Source organism: Pseudomonas sp. NPDC090233, assembly GCF_044772285.1.
Taxonomy (GTDB): Bacteria; Pseudomonadota; Gammaproteobacteria; order Pseudomonadales; family Pseudomonadaceae; genus Aquipseudomonas.
This window is the reverse complement of record NZ_JBIVYQ010000003.1, coordinates 262251-278473: the sequence shown is the minus strand read 5'-3', so window position 1 is coordinate 278473 and position 16223 is coordinate 262251. Positions and strand designations below refer to the sequence as shown.

Below are 16223 nucleotides of genomic sequence, written 5' to 3'. Positions count from 1 at the left end.
GAACCAACATCATGGCAGCGATCAGTGTCGAACCTTGCACCTTTGCCCTGTTTGGCGCCCTCGGCGATCTGGCATTGCGCAAGCTGTTTCCTGCGCTTTACCAGCTCGACCGCGCCAATTTGTTGCACGCGGACACCCGCCTGCTGGCGCTGGCCCGCGAGCCTGGCAGCGCGCAGGAGCATTTGCAGAGTATTGAGGCCCATCTGCGCAAGCACGTGGCCGAAGACGATCTGGAGCCTGCGGCGCTGGGGCGTTTTCTCGGGCGCTTGAGCTACCAGCACCTGGACTTCCTTCAGGCCGAGGGCTACCAGGCCCTGGCCGAGCAGGCCCCTGCCGAGCTGCCGTTGATTGCCTATTTCGCCACGGCGGCGGCAGTGTACGGCGCCATTTGCGAAAACCTCGATCAGGTCGGGCTGGCCTCACGGACTCGGGTGGTACTTGAAAAGCCCATCGGCCACGACCTGGAGTCGTCGCGCCGGGTCAACGATGCCGTGGCGCGCTTCTTCCCGGAAAGCCGCGTCTATCGCATCGACCACTACCTGGGCAAGGAGACGGTGCAGAACCTGATCGCACTGCGCTTCGCCAACAGCCTGTTCGAAACCCAGTGGAACCAGAATTCGATCTCCCATGTGGAGATCACCGTCGCCGAGAAGGTCGGCATCGAAGGCCGCTGGGGCTATTTCGACAAGGCCGGCCAGCTGCGCGACATGATCCAGAACCACCTGCTACAACTGCTGTGCCTGATCGCCATGGACCCGCCCAGCGAACTGTCGGCCGACAGCATCCGCGACGAGAAGGTCAAGGTGCTCAAGGCCCTCGCGCCGATCACCGGCGAGGGGCTCAGCACTCGCGTGGTACGCGGCCAATACATTGCCGGCTACAGCGACGGCAAGCCGGTGCCCGGTTACCTGGAAGAAGACAATGCCAACGCCCAGAGCGACACCGAAACCTTCGTCGCCCTGCGCGCCGACATCCGCAACTGGCGCTGGTCGGGCGTGCCGTTCTACCTGCGCACCGGCAAGCGCATGCCGCAGAAATTGTCGCAGATCGTCATCCACTTCAAGGAAACACCGCACTACATCTTCGCCCCGGAGCAGCGCCTGCAGGTCGGGAACAAGCTGATCATTCGCCTGCAACCGAGCGAGGGTATTTCGTTGCGGGTGATGACCAAGGAGCAGGGCCTGGACAAAGGCATGCAACTGCGCAGCGGCCCGTTGCAGCTGAATTTTTCCGATACCTGGCGCACCGCGCGCATTCCGGATGCCTACGAACGCTTGCTGCTCGAAGTGATGCGCGGCAACCAGAACCTGTTCGTGCGCAAGGACGAAATCGAATATGCCTGGAAGTGGTGCGACCAGCTGATCGCTGGCTGGCAGAGCGCCGGTGATGCCCCCAAGCCTTATGCCGCCGGGTCCTGGGGGCCGATGAGCTCGATAGCATTGATCACACGTGATGGGAGGGCGTGGTATGGGGATATCTGAACTTCAACTGCCGCAAAGCGTTACAGCGCATTCATTGGTGGATGCCAAGGCGCTCTCGGTAAAGCTGGCCGCTGATGTGGCCGAGCGCTTGCGTGCAGCCATTGCCGCGAAAGGCCAGGCCTGCCTGGTGCTGTCCGGTGGCCGCAGCCCGGTGCCGTTCCTCGAAAAACTGGCAACTGAAGTGCTGGACTGGTCGAAGGTGACGGTCAGCCTGGCCGATGAGCGCTGGGTGCCGGTGGAACACGCCGACAGCAACGCCGGTTTGCTGGCTCGCCACCTGTTCCAGGGGGCAGCGGCCAAGGCGCGCTTTGTCAGCCTGTATCAGCAGGCGGAAAACCTCGATGCTGCCGCTGCCAAAGCAGACCAGGCCTTGGCCGAGCTGCCAGCCATCGATGTGCTGGTGCTGGGCATGGGCGACGATGGCCATACCGCGTCGCTGTTCCCCAACAGCCCGAACCTGGCCGAAGGCCTCGACCTGACCAGCAAACGCCGCTGCCTGCCGATGCTGGCGCCGAGCGTGCCGCACCAACGCTTGTCGCTGACCCGTTCGCTACTCGCCAGCGCCGCCTTCATCGCGCTGTCGGTGCAGGGCCCGGGCAAACTCGCTACCCTGCGCGCCGCGCTGGAGGGCAACGACCTTAACGAAATGCCGATTCGCGCCTTTCTTCACGACCCCTTGAGCATCTACTGGTGCCCATGAGCAAAGGATCCACTGTCATGACCACCCTTGAACGCCCACAGCCTCTGCTGTCGATGGCCGAAAAAGCCGACCGCATCGATGCCATCTGCGGTGCGGCGCGCATCCTGCCGGTGATCACCATCGCCCGTGAGGAAGACATCCTGCCCCTGGCCGACGCCCTGGCCGCTGGCGGCATCCGCACCCTGGAAGTGACCTTGCGCTCCCAGCATGGCCTCAAGGCTATCCAGGTGCTGCGCGAGCAGCGTCCGGAGCTGTGTGTTGGTGCCGGTACCGTGCTCGATCGTGGCATGTATGCCGCAGTCGAAGCTGCAGGCGCGCAGTTCGTGGTCACCCCGGGTATCACCCAGGATATTCTCGAAGCCGGCGTGGACAGCGACATCCCGCTGCTACCGGGTATCAGCACGCCGTCGGAAATCATGATGGGTTATGCGCTGGGTTACCGCCGATTCAAGCTGTTCCCCGCAGAAATCAGCGGCGGTGTTGCGGCGATCAAAGCGTTCGGTGGACCGTTCGGCGATATCCGCTTCTGCCCGACTGGCGGGGTCAACCCGGCCAACGTGCGCAACTATATGGCCTTGCCCAATGTGATGTGTGTGGGTGGGACCTGGATGCTCGACAGCAGCTGGATCAAGAACGGCGACTGGGCGCGGATCGAGGCGTGCAGCGCCGAGGCGATGGCGCTGCTGGACTGAAACTGAATTTGTTGTGTGCTTTATGGGGCGCTTGGTCGGCGTCCCTTTTTTTTGCATTTGTGTTGCATGTGCTGGCCTCTTCGCGGCTGAAGCCGCTCCTACGGGTCCGGTGCCAATCCCTGTAGGAGCGGCTTCAGCCGCGATGAGGCCCGCACAGGCAACAAAAAAGCCCGCATCATGGACGCGGGCTTCTGACCATCATTTCAAAGCTTACGCCGCCTTGGCTTCCTGCTGGCTCAGCGAGCGATTCAGCGCACTGAACAGTGCCTTGAAGCTGGCCGTAGTGATGTTCTCATCGATACCTACACCGTGCACCGGGCGACCACCGGCCACGCGCAGCTCGATATAGGCCGCCGCCTTGGCGTTGGTGCCGGCACCGATGGCGTGCTCGTTGTAGTCCATGATCTCCACGGCGATCGGCAAACCGGCCACCAGCGCTTCCAGGGCGCCATTGCCCTTGCCGCGCCAGTGCAGGGTGGTTTCGCCTTCGCCGGCGACTTCCACTTCCACGGCACTGTGGCCGTTTTCTTCCTGCAGACGGTGGCTGACCAGCGCATACGGGCTGTTGGCCTGGAGGTATTCCTTGTGCAGCAGGCTGTAGATCTGCTGGGCGGTCATTTCCAGGCCGAGGCGATCGGTTTCGCCCTGCACTACCTGGCTGAATTCGATCTGCATGCGGCGCGGCAGGCTGATGCCGTATTCCTGTTCGAGCAGGTAAGTGATGCCGCCTTTGCCCGACTGGCTGTTGACGCGGATCACCGCCTCATAGCTGCGGCCGATGTCGGCCGGGTCGATCGGCAGGTACGGCACTTCCCACAGTTCGCCGTCCTGCTGCTTGGCGAAGCCTTTGCGGATGGCATCCTGGTGCGAGCCGGAGAATGCGGTGTGTACCAGGTCGCCGACATACGGGTGACGCGGGTGCACGGGCAGCTGGTTGCACTCTTCGACGACCTTGCGCACGCCGTCGATGTCGGAGAAGTCCAGCCCTGGGTCGATGCCCTGGGTGTAGAGGTTCAGCGCCAGGGTCACCAGGTCGACGTTGCCGGTGCGCTCGCCGTTGCCGAACAGGCAGCCTTCGGCGCGGTCGGCGCCGGCCATCAGGCCCAGCTCGGTGGCGGCGATGCCGGTGCCACGGTCGTTGTGGCAGTGCAGGCTGATGATCACGCTGTCACGGCGGCTGACGTTGCGGCAGAACCACTCGATTTGGTCGGCGTAGATGTTTGGCGTGGCAACTTCCACGGTGGCCGGCAGGTTGAGGATAACCTTGTGTTCAGGTGTTGGGTTCCACACCTCGATCACCGCATCGCAGACTTCCTTGGCGAACTCCAGTTCGGTGGCGCTGAAGGTTTCCGGCGAGTACTGGAAGGTCCACTGGGTTTCCGGCTGTTGGGCGGCGTATTTGACGAACAGCTTGGCCGCGTTCACCGCGATGTCCTTCACGCCTTGCTTGTCCTGGTTGAAGACGATGCGGCGGAACGACGGGCAGGTGGCGTTGTACAGGTGGACGATGGCCTTCTTGGCCCCGCGCAGCGATTCGAAGGTGCGCGCGATCAGGTCTTCACGAGCCTGGGTGAGCACCTGGATGGTGGTGTCGTCCGGGATGTGGCCGTCTTCGATCAGGCTGCGCACGAAGTCGAAATCGGTCTGCGAGGCGGACGGGAACGAGGCTTCGATCTCCTTCACACCGACCTGCACCAGGGTCTTCCAGAAGCGCAGCTTCTTCTCCGAGTCCATCGGCTCGATCAGCGACTGGTTGCCATCACGCAGGTCCGAGCTGCACCAGATCGGTGCTTCGGTGATGGTCTTCGACGGCCAGGTACGGTCAGGCAGGTCGATGGTCGGGAAAGCGCGGTACTTCTTCGATGGGTCTTTGAGCATGGTCATGGAAGCAATCCTTTTGTGTGCGGCCGAAATCGGGCCTGCCGAGCTGTAACAAGATGAAAGGGCGAGGCGACGCGATTCAACCTGGTAGTCGGGCGCTGACCAGGCAGAGGCTGCGATGTTGTCGGAGCAGAATGAGGGTGCTGAAGGTTTTCATGCCTTCAACCCTAACCAGTGAGGTGAGGGATGGCAAGCGTTCGAAAAAAATTGAGATAAATGCTTAAAAAGCAGGATGTATCGAGATTTTATTGCTGGAATATCTGATGGTGTTTCTGTGTGTTGCGCGAGTCTTTTGGCTCGCGCAACACAGTCGCACCCCTTCGATCAGGGCTGAAAGGCCCCAATGAAGATGGCCGGATCCACCCGCGCATCATTGAGGCTGACGTTCCAGTGCATGTGCGGTCCAGTCGCCCGCCCGGTCGAACCTACACGGCCGACCACATCGCCGCGACGCAACTGTTGACCCACGTTCACATCGATCTTGGACATGTGGCAGAACATGCTGATGAAGCCCTGGCCGTGGTCGACGAACACCGTGCGGCCATTGAAGAAGTAATCGCCGACCAGGATCACCTTGCCATTGGCCGGGGTCTTGATCGGTGTGCCGGCAGGCACTGCGAAGTCCAGCCCCGCATGCGGGTTGCGTTCCTCTCCGTTGAAGAAGCGGCGCACACCGAACTTGCTCGACAGCGGGCCGCTGACCGGTTTGTCGAGCAGCAGGTTGCTCGGCAGGTTCGGGCTGAAGCTGCGGTAGGCGGTGATCTGCTCGGCAAGCTCGCGGTCGATGCGCTTGAGGTCGGCCGGGTCTGGGTTGACCTGGCGCTTGTTCTTCAGGGTGATGTGCTGCTCGGGGTATTTCTTGCTGCCCACGCTGAACGGCAGGTTGCGACTGCCTTGGGTCAGCGTGGCAGTGCCGGGCTTCTGAGTCAGCGGGATACCGACGATGGCCAGCCAGTTGTCCTGCTCTTTCACCACCAGCACCGGCTTGCCATCGAAGCGTGCGCTCGGCGCCGTGGCCGCCGGCCCCAGGTCGACCACGGCGACGCCGCCGGGCACCGGTTTGTTCAGGGTGCGGGTGATGTAGCTGGCCTGGGCGGCGCCGGCCAGCAGCATCAGGGAAAGGGCAAGCAGGGGCGCGAACAGGCGGGGCATGTGTCAGTCCAGTAGGGAAAGGGTGACCGGGGTCAGGTGATTGTCCTCGACCCGCACTTGCAGTTCGCCTTCGTTGAGGCGCGCAGTCAGGCGCTGGCCGTTGCGGGTCTGCTCGGCGCTGCGGATGGCCTGGCCATGCTCGTCGAGGAGGATGCTGTAGCCGCGCGCCAGGGTCGCCAGCGGGCTGACCACTTGCAAGGTCTGCAGCTGGGCCTGGAAGCGTTGGCGGCGGTCCTTGAGCACATCGCGCATGGCCTTTGGCAGGCGTTCGGCGAGGCTGTCCAGGCGTTGGCCGAGCAGCTTCAGCGTGCGCCCCGGGTGCTGCGCGGCCAGACGCGTGTCCAGGCGTGCCAGGCGCTCGCGGCGCTGGTTGAGGTTGAGCATGAACGCCCGGCGCAAGCGCATGTCCAGATCGTCCAGGCGTTGGGCCTGTTGGCGCAGTCGCTCGCCGGGGTGGCGCAGGCGCCGTGTCAGCGAATCCAGGCGCAAGCGGTCGTGGGCCAGGCGGTTCTGCATGCGCAGCAGCAGGCGCCGTTGCAGGCCTTCGAGGCGCTGCTGCAGGCCGCTGTTGTCGGGGGCCAGCAGTTCGGCGGCGGCCGATGGCGTAGGGGCGCGCACGTCGGCGACGAAGTCGCTGATCGACACATCGGTCTCATGGCCTACGGCGCTGACGATGGGCGTGACGCAGGCCGCCACGGCGCGCGCCACAGCTTCTTCGTTGAAACACCACAAATCTTCCAGCGAGCCACCGCCGCGGGCCAGGATCAGCGCATCGAAGCCGCGGCTGTCGGCCAGTTGCAGGGCGCGGACGATCTGGTTGATGGCCTCGCGGCCCTGCACGGCGGTGGGGATCAGGTTCAGCTCGACCTGCGGCGCACGGCGGCGGAACACGCTGATGATGTCGCGGATCACCGCGCCGGTGGGCGAGGTGATGATGCCGATGCGTTGCGGGTGGGCCGGCAGCGGCCGCTTGCGCTCGGCACTGAACAGGCCCTCGGCGCCGAGCTTTTCCTTCAGCGCTTCGAAGGCCAGGCGCAAGGCGCCGTCACCGGCCGGTTCGACGGTGTCGAGAATCAACTGATAGTCGCCGCGCCCTTCGAACAGCGACACCTTTCCGCGCACCCGCACCGCCAGGCCGTCACGCAGGGCCTGGCGCACCCGTGTGGCGTTCTGCCGGAACAGCGCGCAGCGCACCTGGGCGCCGCTGTCCTTGAGGGTGAAGTACATATGGCCGGAGGCCGGGCGGGCGAGGTTGGAGATTTCGCCTTCCACCCAGACACTGCGGAATACGTCTTCCAGCAGCACTCGCGCGCGGCCGTTGAGCTGGCTGACGGTGAGGACCTCGCGGTCCAGGCCGAGTCGTTCGAAGGGGTCTTTGATCATGGGGGCATGATAAGGGGGTGGGTGGGGGGCGCCAAGTCCGCGGTGGGAGATTTGCGATAGAATCAGCCCATTACCGCAGTCGCCAGGCCCGTCCGATCCATGAACATCCAGAGCATCATCGTCCCGAAACTCTCCACCGTGCCGGTGCACGAGGCCCGTGCCCGGGCCATCCTGCGCTGGCTGGTGCGTGAAAAAGTGGTCGAGGAGCAATTGACCACCTGCGGTCGCACCGGCAACCGCATGGGCTATGCCCTGGCCGAAGGCGCACGCAAAGTCGCCCTGCATCCGCACAAGCTGCCCTTCGGCGAGCCGGTCAATGGCTTGGAAGTGGTGCTCAAGCGCTGCATCTATACGCCCCATGACGGCTTCCTCGAAGAAGCCGGTTGCCCCGAGTGCCGCCGCGAGGTGGGCGAGCCTCTGTTCGAGAGCCTGGAAGAGTGGATGCCGGGGGTGAGCGACAACTTCACCTGCCCACTGTGTGGCCATGAAGACGACATCAATGGCTTCCTTTTCCTGCAGCCATGTGCCTTTTCCAACCTGGGGTTCATCTTCAACAACTGGGGCGAGGCCGGTTTCACCCAGGCCTTTCTCGACAGCTTCGCCGACTGGCTGGACCAGCCGGTGGCGGTGGTGCAGGTAAAACTGCCAGAACGCTGACCGAAGGCCCTTATTTTGCATTGAGCGGCGCGCCGTGGATGAGTATAATGGCGCGCTTCCATTTTTCCCGCCCGGGAGCCCCCGCGATGCTGCGTATCAGCCAAGAAGCCCTGACTTTCGACGATATCCTCCTTGTACCTGGCTATTCCGAGGTACTGCCCAATGAAGTCAGTCTCAAGACCCGTTTGACTCGTGGCATCGAGCTGAACATTCCTCTGGTTTCCGCCGCCATGGATACCGTGACCGAAGCGCGTCTGGCCATTGCCATGGCTCAGGAAGGCGGCATCGGCATCATCCACAAGAACATGACCATCGAACAGCAGGCCGGCGAAGTACGCAAGGTCAAGAAGTTCGAGGCTGGCGTGGTCAAGGACCCGATCACCATCGAAGCCGACGCCACCGTGCGCGACCTGTTCGACCTGACTCGCCTGAACAACATCTCGGGCGTTCCGGTGCTGGAAAACGGCGACCTGGTCGGTATCGTCACCTCCCGTGACGTGCGCTTCGAAACCCGCCTGGATGCCAAGGTGCGCGACGTGATGACGCCCAAAGAGCGTCTGGTCACCGTGCGCGAAGGCGCCGACAAGAACGAAGTCCGCGAGCTGCTGCACAAGCACCGGCTGGAAAAAGTCCTGATCGTCGACGACAAGTTCAGCCTCAAGGGCATGATGACCGTCAAGGACATCGAAAAGGCCAAGGCCTACCCGCTGGCCAGCAAGGACGACCAGGGTCGCCTGCGCGTCGGCGCTGCGGTCGGCACTGGCAAGGACACCGGCGAGCGCGTTGCCGCCCTGGTAGCCGCTGGCGTTGACGTGGTGGTCGTAGACACCGCCCACGGTCACTCCAAAGGCGTGATCGACCGCGTTCGCTGGGTGAAAGAAACCTACCCGCAGGTGCAGGTGATCGGCGGCAACATCGCCACCGGCGCTGCGGCCAAGGCCCTGGCTGAAGCTGGCGCCGACGCCGTCAAGGTCGGCATCGGCCCAGGCTCGATCTGCACCACCCGCATCGTCGCCGGTGTCGGCGTGCCGCAAATCAGCGCCATCGCCAACGTCGCCGCCGCACTGGAAGGCACTGGCGTGCCGCTGATCGCCGATGGCGGCATCCGTTTCTCGGGTGACCTGTCCAAGGCCATCGTTGCCGGTGCGTCCTGCGTGATGATGGGTTCGATGTTCGCCGGTACCGAAGAAGCACCGGGTGAAGTCGAGCTGTTCCAGGGCCGTTCCTACAAAGCGTACCGCGGCATGGGCTCGCTGGGTGCGATGGCACAGGCGCAAGGCTCGTCCGACCGTTACTTCCAGGACTCCTCGGCCGGTGCCGAGAAACTGGTCCCGGAAGGCATCGAAGGCCGTGTGCCGTACAAAGGCGCCCTGGCCGCGATCATCCACCAGCTGATGGGCGGCCTGCGTTCGTCCATGGGCTACACCGGCAGCGCGACCATCGAAGAGATGCGTACCAAGCCGGAGTTCGTGCGCATCACCGGTGCCGGCATGGCCGAGTCCCACGTGCATGACGTGCAGATCACCAAAGAAGCCCCTAACTACCGCGTAGGCTGAGGCTTTTAGCAACATTTGCATGCGGGGCTGTCACGACAGCCCCGCGTCGTTTCCGATTTCCACTGACGAGATTGAGTCATGGCCCTCGACATTCACGCTCACCGCATCCTGATCCTCGATTTCGGTTCCCAGTACACCCAGCTGATCGCCCGCCGCGTGCGTGAGATCGGCGTGTACTGCGAACTGCACCCCTTCGACATGGACGATGAAGCGATCCGCGAATTCAACCCGCGCGGCATCATCCTCGCTGGCGGCCCCGAGTCGGTCCACGAAGCCAACAGCCCGCGTGCACCGCAGGCCGTGTTCGACCTGAACGTGCCGCTGTTGGGCATCTGCTACGGCATGCAGACCATGGCCGAGCAACTGGGCGGCAAGGTCGAAGGTTCCGACCTGCGCGAGTTCGGTTATGCCCGCGTTGACGTGGTCGGCAAGAGCCGCCTGCTCGACGGCATCGAAGACCACGTCGACGACGACGGCGTACTGGGCCTGGACGTGTGGATGAGCCACGGCGACAAGGTCACCCAGATGCCGGGCAGCTTCAACGTCCTGGCCAGCACCCCGAGCTGCCCGATCGCCGGCATGTTCGACGACGCCCGTGGCTACTACGGCGTGCAGTTCCACCCGGAAGTGACCCACACCAAGCAAGGCGGTCGCATCCTGTCCCGCTTCGTGAAGGACATCTGTGGCTGCGAAGCCCTGTGGACCGCCTCCAACATCGTCGAAGACGCCATCGCCCAGGTGCGTGCCCAGGTCGGTTCGGCCAACGTCCTGCTGGGCCTGTCCGGCGGCGTCGACAGCTCGGTGGTTGCCGCGCTGCTGCACCGCGCCATTGGCGACCAACTGACCTGCGTATTCGTCGACAACGGCCTGCTGCGCTTGCACGAAGGCGACCAGGTGATGGCCATGTTCAAAGAGAACATGGGCGTCAAGGTCATCCGCGCCGATGCCGAGAAGCAGTTCCTCGACAACCTGGAAGGCGAAGCCGACCCTGAGAAGAAGCGCAAGATCATCGGCCGTACCTTCATCGACGTGTTCGATGCCGAAGCCAGCAAACTGGACAACATCCAGTTCCTCGCCCAGGGCACCATCTACCCGGACGTGATCGAGTCGGCGGGCGCCAAGAGCGGCAAGGCCCACGTGATCAAGTCGCACCACAACGTCGGCGGCCTGCCGGAGGAAATGAACCTCAAACTGGTCGAGCCACTGCGTGAGCTGTTCAAGGACGAAGTGCGCAAGATCGGCCTGGAACTGGGCCTGCCGTACGACATGGTCTACCGCCACCCGTTCCCAGGCCCAGGCCTGGGCGTGCGTATCCTCGGTGAAGTGAAGAAGGAATACGCCGACATCCTGCGTCGTGCCGACCACATCTTCATCGAAGAGCTGCGCAAGGCCGACTGGTACCACAAGACCAGCCAGGCCTTCGTGGTGTTCCAACCGGTCAAGTCGGTCGGCGTCGTTGGCGACGGCCGTCGCTACGCCTGGGTCGTGGCCCTGCGTGCCGTGGAAACCGTGGACTTCATGACCGCGCGTTGGGCACACCTGCCGTACGAGCTGCTGGAAACCGTCAGCGGCCGTATCATCAACGAAATCGACGGTATCTCGCGCGTCACTTACGACGTGTCGAGCAAGCCGCCGGCCACTATCGAGTGGGAATGAGTTAAACAACAAGGGCGCCGCAAGGCGCCCTTGTTGTATTCAGCCTTTTATGAGGTTTTCAGCTCCTTCATGACCATGCCGTGGCGTGAGAGGATGCCGCGCAACTGGCTGAGGTTGCTGAAACGCTGGCCACTGATCCAAGCCCACTTCGGTCGATTGATGAAGTAATAGTTGCCCTCTTTTTGGATCGGCGTGCGCACCAAACTGCCATCCCCAGATCGGTGTATCAGGAATAACTGATTGTGTTGCGCTGTAACGTGATAATCGCCTGGCTCTCGCAGGAGCTCTTCGAGCGTCTCCGTGGCGACCTCGGGTTTTTTCAACGCGGCTTGCAGGCGTATGTCCCCTTTGATAAAGCGCGCGGTCTTATTATCGGCGACTGACTGGCCAGGATCGATCTCGAACCGTTCTGGCTGGCCCATGGGTACATCTTCAATTCGTAGGCCATAGGCACCTTGTATTTCGCTGACGCCAGGCACCCCTTCAAAGGTATTTGAGTGGCTGTTTCCCATCAGCGCTACCCACTTGGATTTACCTCGGGTCGCTTGGTCGGCGTCGATGATCAAGTGCGCGTAATAATTCATCATTTCCTGGCGGGCCAAAGGTGCTGGTTGAATTTCCCAATAGCTGGCCATGCAATCAATCGACTGAATTCGAATGTTCTCTTTCTGCGCACTGCGCAGCACTTCGGTGAATGTATAGGGGTTGGTTTTTGCCAGCCCTCGTCGCGTGCCTTGTGTATCGGCGTACTCGAGTAACCGTTCGGACATGACGCCTGTACGATTGAAGACATCCAGGTCTGCCTGATGAATATCGGTCAGGAAGTGCTCCATATACAGCACTTTCACGTTTTGTTTGCGCAACAGCTTCATGTTGTCGATCAGAAAGCGTTTGCTACCCATGTCGGAGTGGGACTCGCCGATAACGAGTCCATCGGCCTGTTCAAATACGTCGGAGAGAAGCGCCTTCACTTGGGTGGTTGCAGTGAGTTGAGGTAGCGGGGGGCGCGGCGGCAGCTCGAAGGTCTGGACAAAACGGTGAGCGTCCGTTGCCAGTCGCCCACTTGTTTGGCGAAAAGTTTCGGTTGCACTTTCAGTTGGAGAGTCGACCCCCATGCCGTAGTCGCCCTTGAGGACACCGGTATGCTTCTCCAGTGATGCGGTTTGCTCTAATAGTGGGCGGTGCTCGATGGGTATTTCATACGGGGTGGGTGGCAACTCTGGAAGTGCGGCTGTTGTCGCGGGCCTGCCGAAAATCTTCAAGAGTGACGCAGGCATTCCGCCTTTCAGGCTCGGCGGTAAAATAACTTCCCATTGACCGTTGGGGCCAAGGCGGATTGGCTGGTGGCGAGCGAATGAGAATGGGTTTTCCGGGTCTATGACGACCCAACTGTTCAGTTCGCCCACATGGCGCACCTCATAGGGCAGTTCGTCGATCAGGGCATAGAACTTGCCGTCCTGTGTGTAGATCCCCTGCAGTTCGCCGGAGCCGGGATTACCGTTGAGGAGCACATTGGTTTCGAAAGGCGCCAGCAAGTCTTGAGCCTGGGCGGGGCGCAAGGGTTCGGGTACCCAGGCAACGAGGTCCGCGCGCGTGGCAAGGCGATCATCTTCCGTTGGCTCAAGTGTTTCGTCAGGCGTTGTCAATGGCTCTTCGACGCTCACCGGCTCAAGCGCATTGTCTACAGCCGAGCCTGGGGCACTGAGCAGGAAGGTGGCATTGAACAGGGTGTTGACCGCCGCCAGGATAGCCCCCACGACACCGGCTTGGCGCTCGGCGGTTATATGTCCGGTGATGGCCTGGTCGATATTCAACCCGGTTTCGGCAAGCCCCGCGCCGACCGCCGCCAGGGCGACCGGCCAATCCAGCGCGGCCAGCGCGCCGCTGACTTCACCGAAAGCCCGCAGATAGCCGATCCACAGTTGCTTGCGCAGGTCGGCATTGGAGCGCAGCGCGAATCGTTCGTCATCGAGCATGCGTTGCTTGCAGCTATCGCGAAGATGGCTGAATGCATCCGCGTCGATACCGCGGTTGAGCTGGTTCAGAGGGCTGGGCGCAGAACCTCCCCAGTTGAAGAACAGCAGGTCGATCATGTGGTTCAGGCCGACGCTGCTGTTTTGTTGCGCGTGGCTTTCCAGCGGAAAATGGCCCATGAATCGTGACCGGTTATCCGCCTGGTTGTTTTGGTTGAGTAACCACCAGTACAGGTCGTCGTGGCTGGCGAACAGGTGCAGGGCGTCCACTTCGCCTGGCAGGTACAGCAGCTGCTGGCCGTCCAGCATCTCGACGCGCAGGATATCGGACGCCACATGGCCGCCAATGTCGAAGGTACCAACTCTGAGCCCAGCGCTGGGTTGTACCTGTTGGCGAAGTTGCTCAAGCGTAGGTGGCCAGGCGATGTCACCGACCAGGGCCGTGGCTACCCGGCCCGCTTGCAGCGCCAGTGGGCTGCCGGGATTGCTCGCGCGCTCTTCCAGCACCTTGCTCAGGAAGTTGACCTTGGCCAGGACGCGATAATCATCGCTGTGCGCAGCCCAGAACGCCTCGACCTGCTGCTTGAAGTCGCTGCAGAAGTCGATTTGCCAGAAGTACTCCAGCACGTCCCGCGGCGCGATGGCGAGCTCGTTGTGTTCGTCGAACGACTCAGCCTCTGGGCCATCGGTGTAGAAACCGGTCAGGTAGGTGAGCAGGTCGGCGTTGTCCTGATCGTGGACATCGAACCGATGCATCACCAGCTGGGGCAGCGTGTACGATTGATAGGGCGCCTGGTTGTGCGCCCACCCGTTGAAGGTTCGAGGGCTGGTGTGAGCGTACTTGAATCGATGCAGATAGACCTTGTCCGGGTCCAGATCCGTGTGACCGAATTTGCTCAGGACGGCTTGCGCCACCTTGCGTGCGGCTTGTCGAATGTCGGGGCAGGCTGCGGTCACCTGTGTCGCTAAATCCCGCAGGGTCTGCTGAGTGCTCGACTGTTGTGGCGTGAGAGTCATGGCCTATGCACCTGGGAAAGGGGAAGGCCAGTGTTGAGCGGACCCGAAGAGTTCGGGCGGTACATAAATCTCGTTTCGGTATCACGCAGCAACCCTCGTGGGGAAGACTTCACTTAATATTTCGCATTTGCAGGTGTATCGTATTCGCCCTTCATCGCCAGCCGCTGCTGGCACGCTGATTGCGCAGAGCACGAGGTACCCGCACCGATGTCCTTCACCCGTCGACAAATGCTCAAAGGCCTGACCGGCCTGGTTGTGGTTGGCCTGGGCGCTGGAGGCGCCGCGCGGTATTGGCTGGGCAAGGTTGAGGATGAAAATGCCGGGCACGATTATGAGCTGATCGCCGCTCCCCTGGACGTCGAACTGGTGCCGGGCTTCAAGACCGAGGCCTGGGCCTTCGGACCGTCGGCGCCAGGCACCGAGTTGCGGGTACGCCAGGGCACTTGGTTGCGGGTTCGCTTCATCAACCATCTCCCGGTGGAAACCACCATTCACTGGCACGGCATCCGCCTGCCGCTGGAAATGGACGGCGTGCCCTATGTTTCGCAATTGCCGGTCAAACCGGGTGAGTACTTCGACTACAAGTTTCGCGTCCCGGATGCCGGCAGTTATTGGTACCACCCGCATGTCAGCAGCTCCGAGGAGCTGGGGCGCGGGCTGGTCGGCCCGCTGATCGTCGAAGAACGCGAGCCGACGGGTTTCAAGCATGAACGCACGCTTAGCCTGAAAAACTGGCACGTGGACGAGCAGGGCGCCTGGCTGCCGTTCAGCATTCCCCGCGAGGCGGCGCGCAACGGCACGGCGGGGCGGCTGATCACCATCAATGGCCAGGCCGGTTCGGTGACCGAGCTGCCGGCCGGGCAAGTGGTGCGCGTGCGCCTGCTCAATCTGGATAACACCTGGACCTACCGCATCAACCTCAAGGGCAACTGCGAGGCGATGATCTACGCGCTCGACGGCAACCCGGTAACGCCACGCAAACTCGATGACGACTATTGGCTCGGCCCCGGCATGCGTATCTGCCTGGCAATCCGCATTCCTCAAGCGGGCGAAGAAATTTCCCTGCGCGACGGTTTCGTGCGCCTGGGCACCTTGCGTTCGGTGGCCAGCAACGACGCGCCGAGCGATTGGCCGCCAGCCTTGCCGCCGAACCCGGTGGCCGAGCCGGACCTGGAGAACGCCGAGAAGCTGAACTTCAATTTCGAGTGGGTCGGCAAAGTGTCGGTCAATACCGAGAATGGCAAGCCACCTAGCCTTTGGCAGATCAATGGCCAGGCCTGGGATATTACCGACAAGACCTGTGCCGACCGGCCAATTGCCACGCTGCAGAAGGGCAAGAGCTACATCTTCGAGCTGAAGAACATGACCCAGTACCAGCACCCGATCCACCTGCACGGCATGAGCTTCAAGGTGATCGCCTCCAACCGGCACAAGATCGTCGAGCCGTGGTTTACCGACACCTACCTGCTGGGCAAGAACGAGCGCGCCCAGGTGGCGTTGGTGGCGGATAATCCGGGCACCTGGATGTTCCACTGCCATGTCATCGACCACATGGAAACCGGCCTGATGGCCGCGATCGCGGTGGTCTGATGCGCCCGCAGATCATCGATCGCAGCCGCGATCAGGAATTCATGCGCCTGGCCCTGGCCCTGGCCGCCGAGGGCGCGGCGATGGGTGAAGTGCCGGTGGGTGCGGTGCTGGTCCAGCATGGTCAAGTGATCGGGCAGGGCTTCAACCGTCCGATTTTCGACAGTGACCCCAGTGCCCACGCCGAAATGGTCGCCATCCGCGCGGCGGCGAAATCCGCCAGCAACTATCGGCTGCCGGGCAGCACGCTGTATGTAACGCTGGAACCCTGCAGCATGTGTGCGGGGTTGATCGTGCATTCGCGGGTGGCGCGGGTGGTGTTCGGCGCGCTGGAGCCCAAGGCGGGGATCGTGCAGAGCCAGGGGCAGTTCTTCGGGCAGGGCTTTCTCAACCATCGGGTGATGGTCGAGGGCGGGGTGCTGGCGGAGGAGTGCGGGCAGATTCTCAGTGACTTCTTCAAGGCCCGGCGGGCCAAAGGGTAGCTCTCG

The 16223-nt window shown here is 62.4% G+C and carries 12 protein-coding genes; 8 read left to right on the top strand and 4 right to left on the bottom strand.

The genetic code is table 11. The annotated features are described in order from the left end of the window. The first annotated feature begins 11 nt into the window (after positions 1 to 11). Genes zwf through ACIQUF_RS09420 form a run of 3 tightly spaced genes read left to right on the top strand, consistent with a single transcriptional unit; the run spans position 12 to position 2873 of the window. Positions 12 to 1481 (top strand): glucose-6-phosphate dehydrogenase, encoded by a 1470-nt coding sequence (gene zwf, locus ACIQUF_RS09430; RefSeq protein ID WP_403130891.1) that lies wholly within the window; start codon positions 12 to 14, stop codon positions 1479 to 1481. Then, the gene (gene pgl, locus ACIQUF_RS09425; RefSeq protein WP_403130888.1) at positions 1468 to 2181 is read left to right on the top strand and encodes a 6-phosphogluconolactonase; all 714 of its coding nucleotides are present in this window, start codon (positions 1468 to 1470) and stop codon (positions 2179 to 2181) included. Before zwf ends, pgl begins: the two co-directional genes overlap by 14 nt. 17 nt (positions 2182 to 2198) lie before the next feature. Then, a complete protein-coding gene (locus ACIQUF_RS09420; RefSeq protein WP_403130885.1) occupies positions 2199 to 2873 on the top strand; it encodes a bifunctional 4-hydroxy-2-oxoglutarate aldolase/2-dehydro-3-deoxy-phosphogluconate aldolase in 675 nt (224 codons plus the stop codon). A 210-nt stretch (positions 2874 to 3083) separates the two neighbouring features. Here ACIQUF_RS09420 and leuA read toward each other — a convergent pair whose 3' ends face one another. From leuA to xseA, 3 genes are all read right to left on the bottom strand, one after another. After that, complete coding sequence (gene leuA / locus ACIQUF_RS09415) at positions 3084 to 4757, bottom strand: 2-isopropylmalate synthase (protein WP_400797162.1); 1674 nt, start codon at positions 4755 to 4757, stop codon at positions 3084 to 3086. Positions 4758 to 5078: 321 nt separating this feature from the next. Then, positions 5079 to 5906: a peptidoglycan DD-metalloendopeptidase family protein gene (locus ACIQUF_RS09410; protein ID WP_403130882.1), complete on the bottom strand. Its 828-nt coding sequence runs from the start codon at positions 5904 to 5906 to the stop codon at positions 5079 to 5081. A gap of 3 nt (positions 5907 to 5909) precedes the next feature. Continuing rightward, positions 5910 to 7289 carry an exodeoxyribonuclease VII large subunit gene (gene xseA / locus ACIQUF_RS09405; RefSeq protein WP_403130880.1) on the bottom strand — a complete coding sequence of 460 codons (1380 nt, stop codon included), beginning with the start codon at positions 7287 to 7289 and terminating at the stop codon, positions 5910 to 5912. 99 nt (positions 7290 to 7388) lie between these two features. Between xseA and ACIQUF_RS09400 the strand changes: the two genes are divergently transcribed. The 3 genes from ACIQUF_RS09400 to guaA all read left to right on the top strand — a co-directional run bounded on the left by ACIQUF_RS09400 (position 7389) and on the right by guaA (position 11158). Next, positions 7389 to 7946 carry a sugar ABC transporter ATPase gene (locus ACIQUF_RS09400; protein WP_403130878.1) on the top strand — a complete coding sequence of 186 codons (558 nt, stop codon included), beginning with the start codon at positions 7389 to 7391 and terminating at the stop codon, positions 7944 to 7946. Between the two features lie 86 nt (positions 7947 to 8032). Then, complete coding sequence (gene guaB / locus ACIQUF_RS09395) at positions 8033 to 9502, top strand: IMP dehydrogenase (RefSeq protein ID WP_008094438.1); 1470 nt, start codon at positions 8033 to 8035, stop codon at positions 9500 to 9502. 78 nt (positions 9503 to 9580) lie between these two features. Next, positions 9581 to 11158: a glutamine-hydrolyzing GMP synthase gene (gene guaA, locus ACIQUF_RS09390; RefSeq protein ID WP_400802806.1), complete on the top strand. Its 1578-nt coding sequence runs from the start codon at positions 9581 to 9583 to the stop codon at positions 11156 to 11158. A 47-nt stretch (positions 11159 to 11205) separates the two neighbouring features. Here the strand turns inward: guaA and ACIQUF_RS09385 are convergent, their stop codons facing one another. Further along, complete coding sequence (locus ACIQUF_RS09385; RefSeq protein ID WP_403130876.1) at positions 11206 to 14148, bottom strand: membrane-targeted effector domain-containing toxin; 2943 nt, start codon at positions 14146 to 14148, stop codon at positions 11206 to 11208. Positions 14149 to 14355: 207 nt separating this feature from the next. Between ACIQUF_RS09385 and ACIQUF_RS09380 the strand changes: the two genes are divergently transcribed. Together ACIQUF_RS09380 and tadA are read left to right on the top strand one after the other, a co-directional pair. After that, positions 14356 to 15738: a multicopper oxidase family protein gene (locus ACIQUF_RS09380; protein ID WP_403130875.1), complete on the top strand. Its 1383-nt coding sequence runs from the start codon at positions 14356 to 14358 to the stop codon at positions 15736 to 15738. Next, on the top strand, positions 15738 to 16217 hold the full coding sequence (gene tadA / locus ACIQUF_RS09375; RefSeq protein WP_403130872.1) for a tRNA adenosine(34) deaminase TadA: 480 nt from the start codon (positions 15738 to 15740) through the stop codon (positions 16215 to 16217). Before ACIQUF_RS09380 ends, tadA begins: the two co-directional genes overlap by 1 nt. The last annotated feature ends 6 nt before the right edge of the window (positions 16218 to 16223 follow it).

Coding starts and splice junctions, on each gene's coding strand:
- zwf (WP_403130891.1), top strand. CDS start 12: ATGGCAGCGATCAGTGTCGAACCTTGCACCTTTGCCCTGTTTGGCGCC.
- xseA (WP_403130880.1), bottom strand. CDS start 7,289: ATGATCAAAGACCCCTTCGAACGACTCGGCCTGGACCGCGAGGTCCTC.
- tadA (WP_403130872.1), top strand. CDS start 15,738: ATGCGCCCGCAGATCATCGATCGCAGCCGCGATCAGGAATTCATGCGC.
- guaA (WP_400802806.1), top strand. CDS start 9,581: ATGGCCCTCGACATTCACGCTCACCGCATCCTGATCCTCGATTTCGGT.
- ACIQUF_RS09400 (WP_403130878.1), top strand. CDS start 7,389: ATGAACATCCAGAGCATCATCGTCCCGAAACTCTCCACCGTGCCGGTG.
- ACIQUF_RS09410 (WP_403130882.1), bottom strand. CDS start 5,906: ATGCCCCGCCTGTTCGCGCCCCTGCTTGCCCTTTCCCTGATGCTGCTG.
- pgl (WP_403130888.1), top strand. CDS start 1,468: ATGGGGATATCTGAACTTCAACTGCCGCAAAGCGTTACAGCGCATTCA.
- leuA (WP_400797162.1), bottom strand. CDS start 4,757: ATGACCATGCTCAAAGACCCATCGAAGAAGTACCGCGCTTTCCCGACC.
- ACIQUF_RS09380 (WP_403130875.1), top strand. CDS start 14,356: ATGTCCTTCACCCGTCGACAAATGCTCAAAGGCCTGACCGGCCTGGTT.
- guaB (WP_008094438.1), top strand. CDS start 8,033: ATGCTGCGTATCAGCCAAGAAGCCCTGACTTTCGACGATATCCTCCTT.
- ACIQUF_RS09385 (WP_403130876.1), bottom strand. CDS start 14,148: ATGACTCTCACGCCACAACAGTCGAGCACTCAGCAGACCCTGCGGGAT.
- ACIQUF_RS09420 (WP_403130885.1), top strand. CDS start 2,199: ATGACCACCCTTGAACGCCCACAGCCTCTGCTGTCGATGGCCGAAAAA.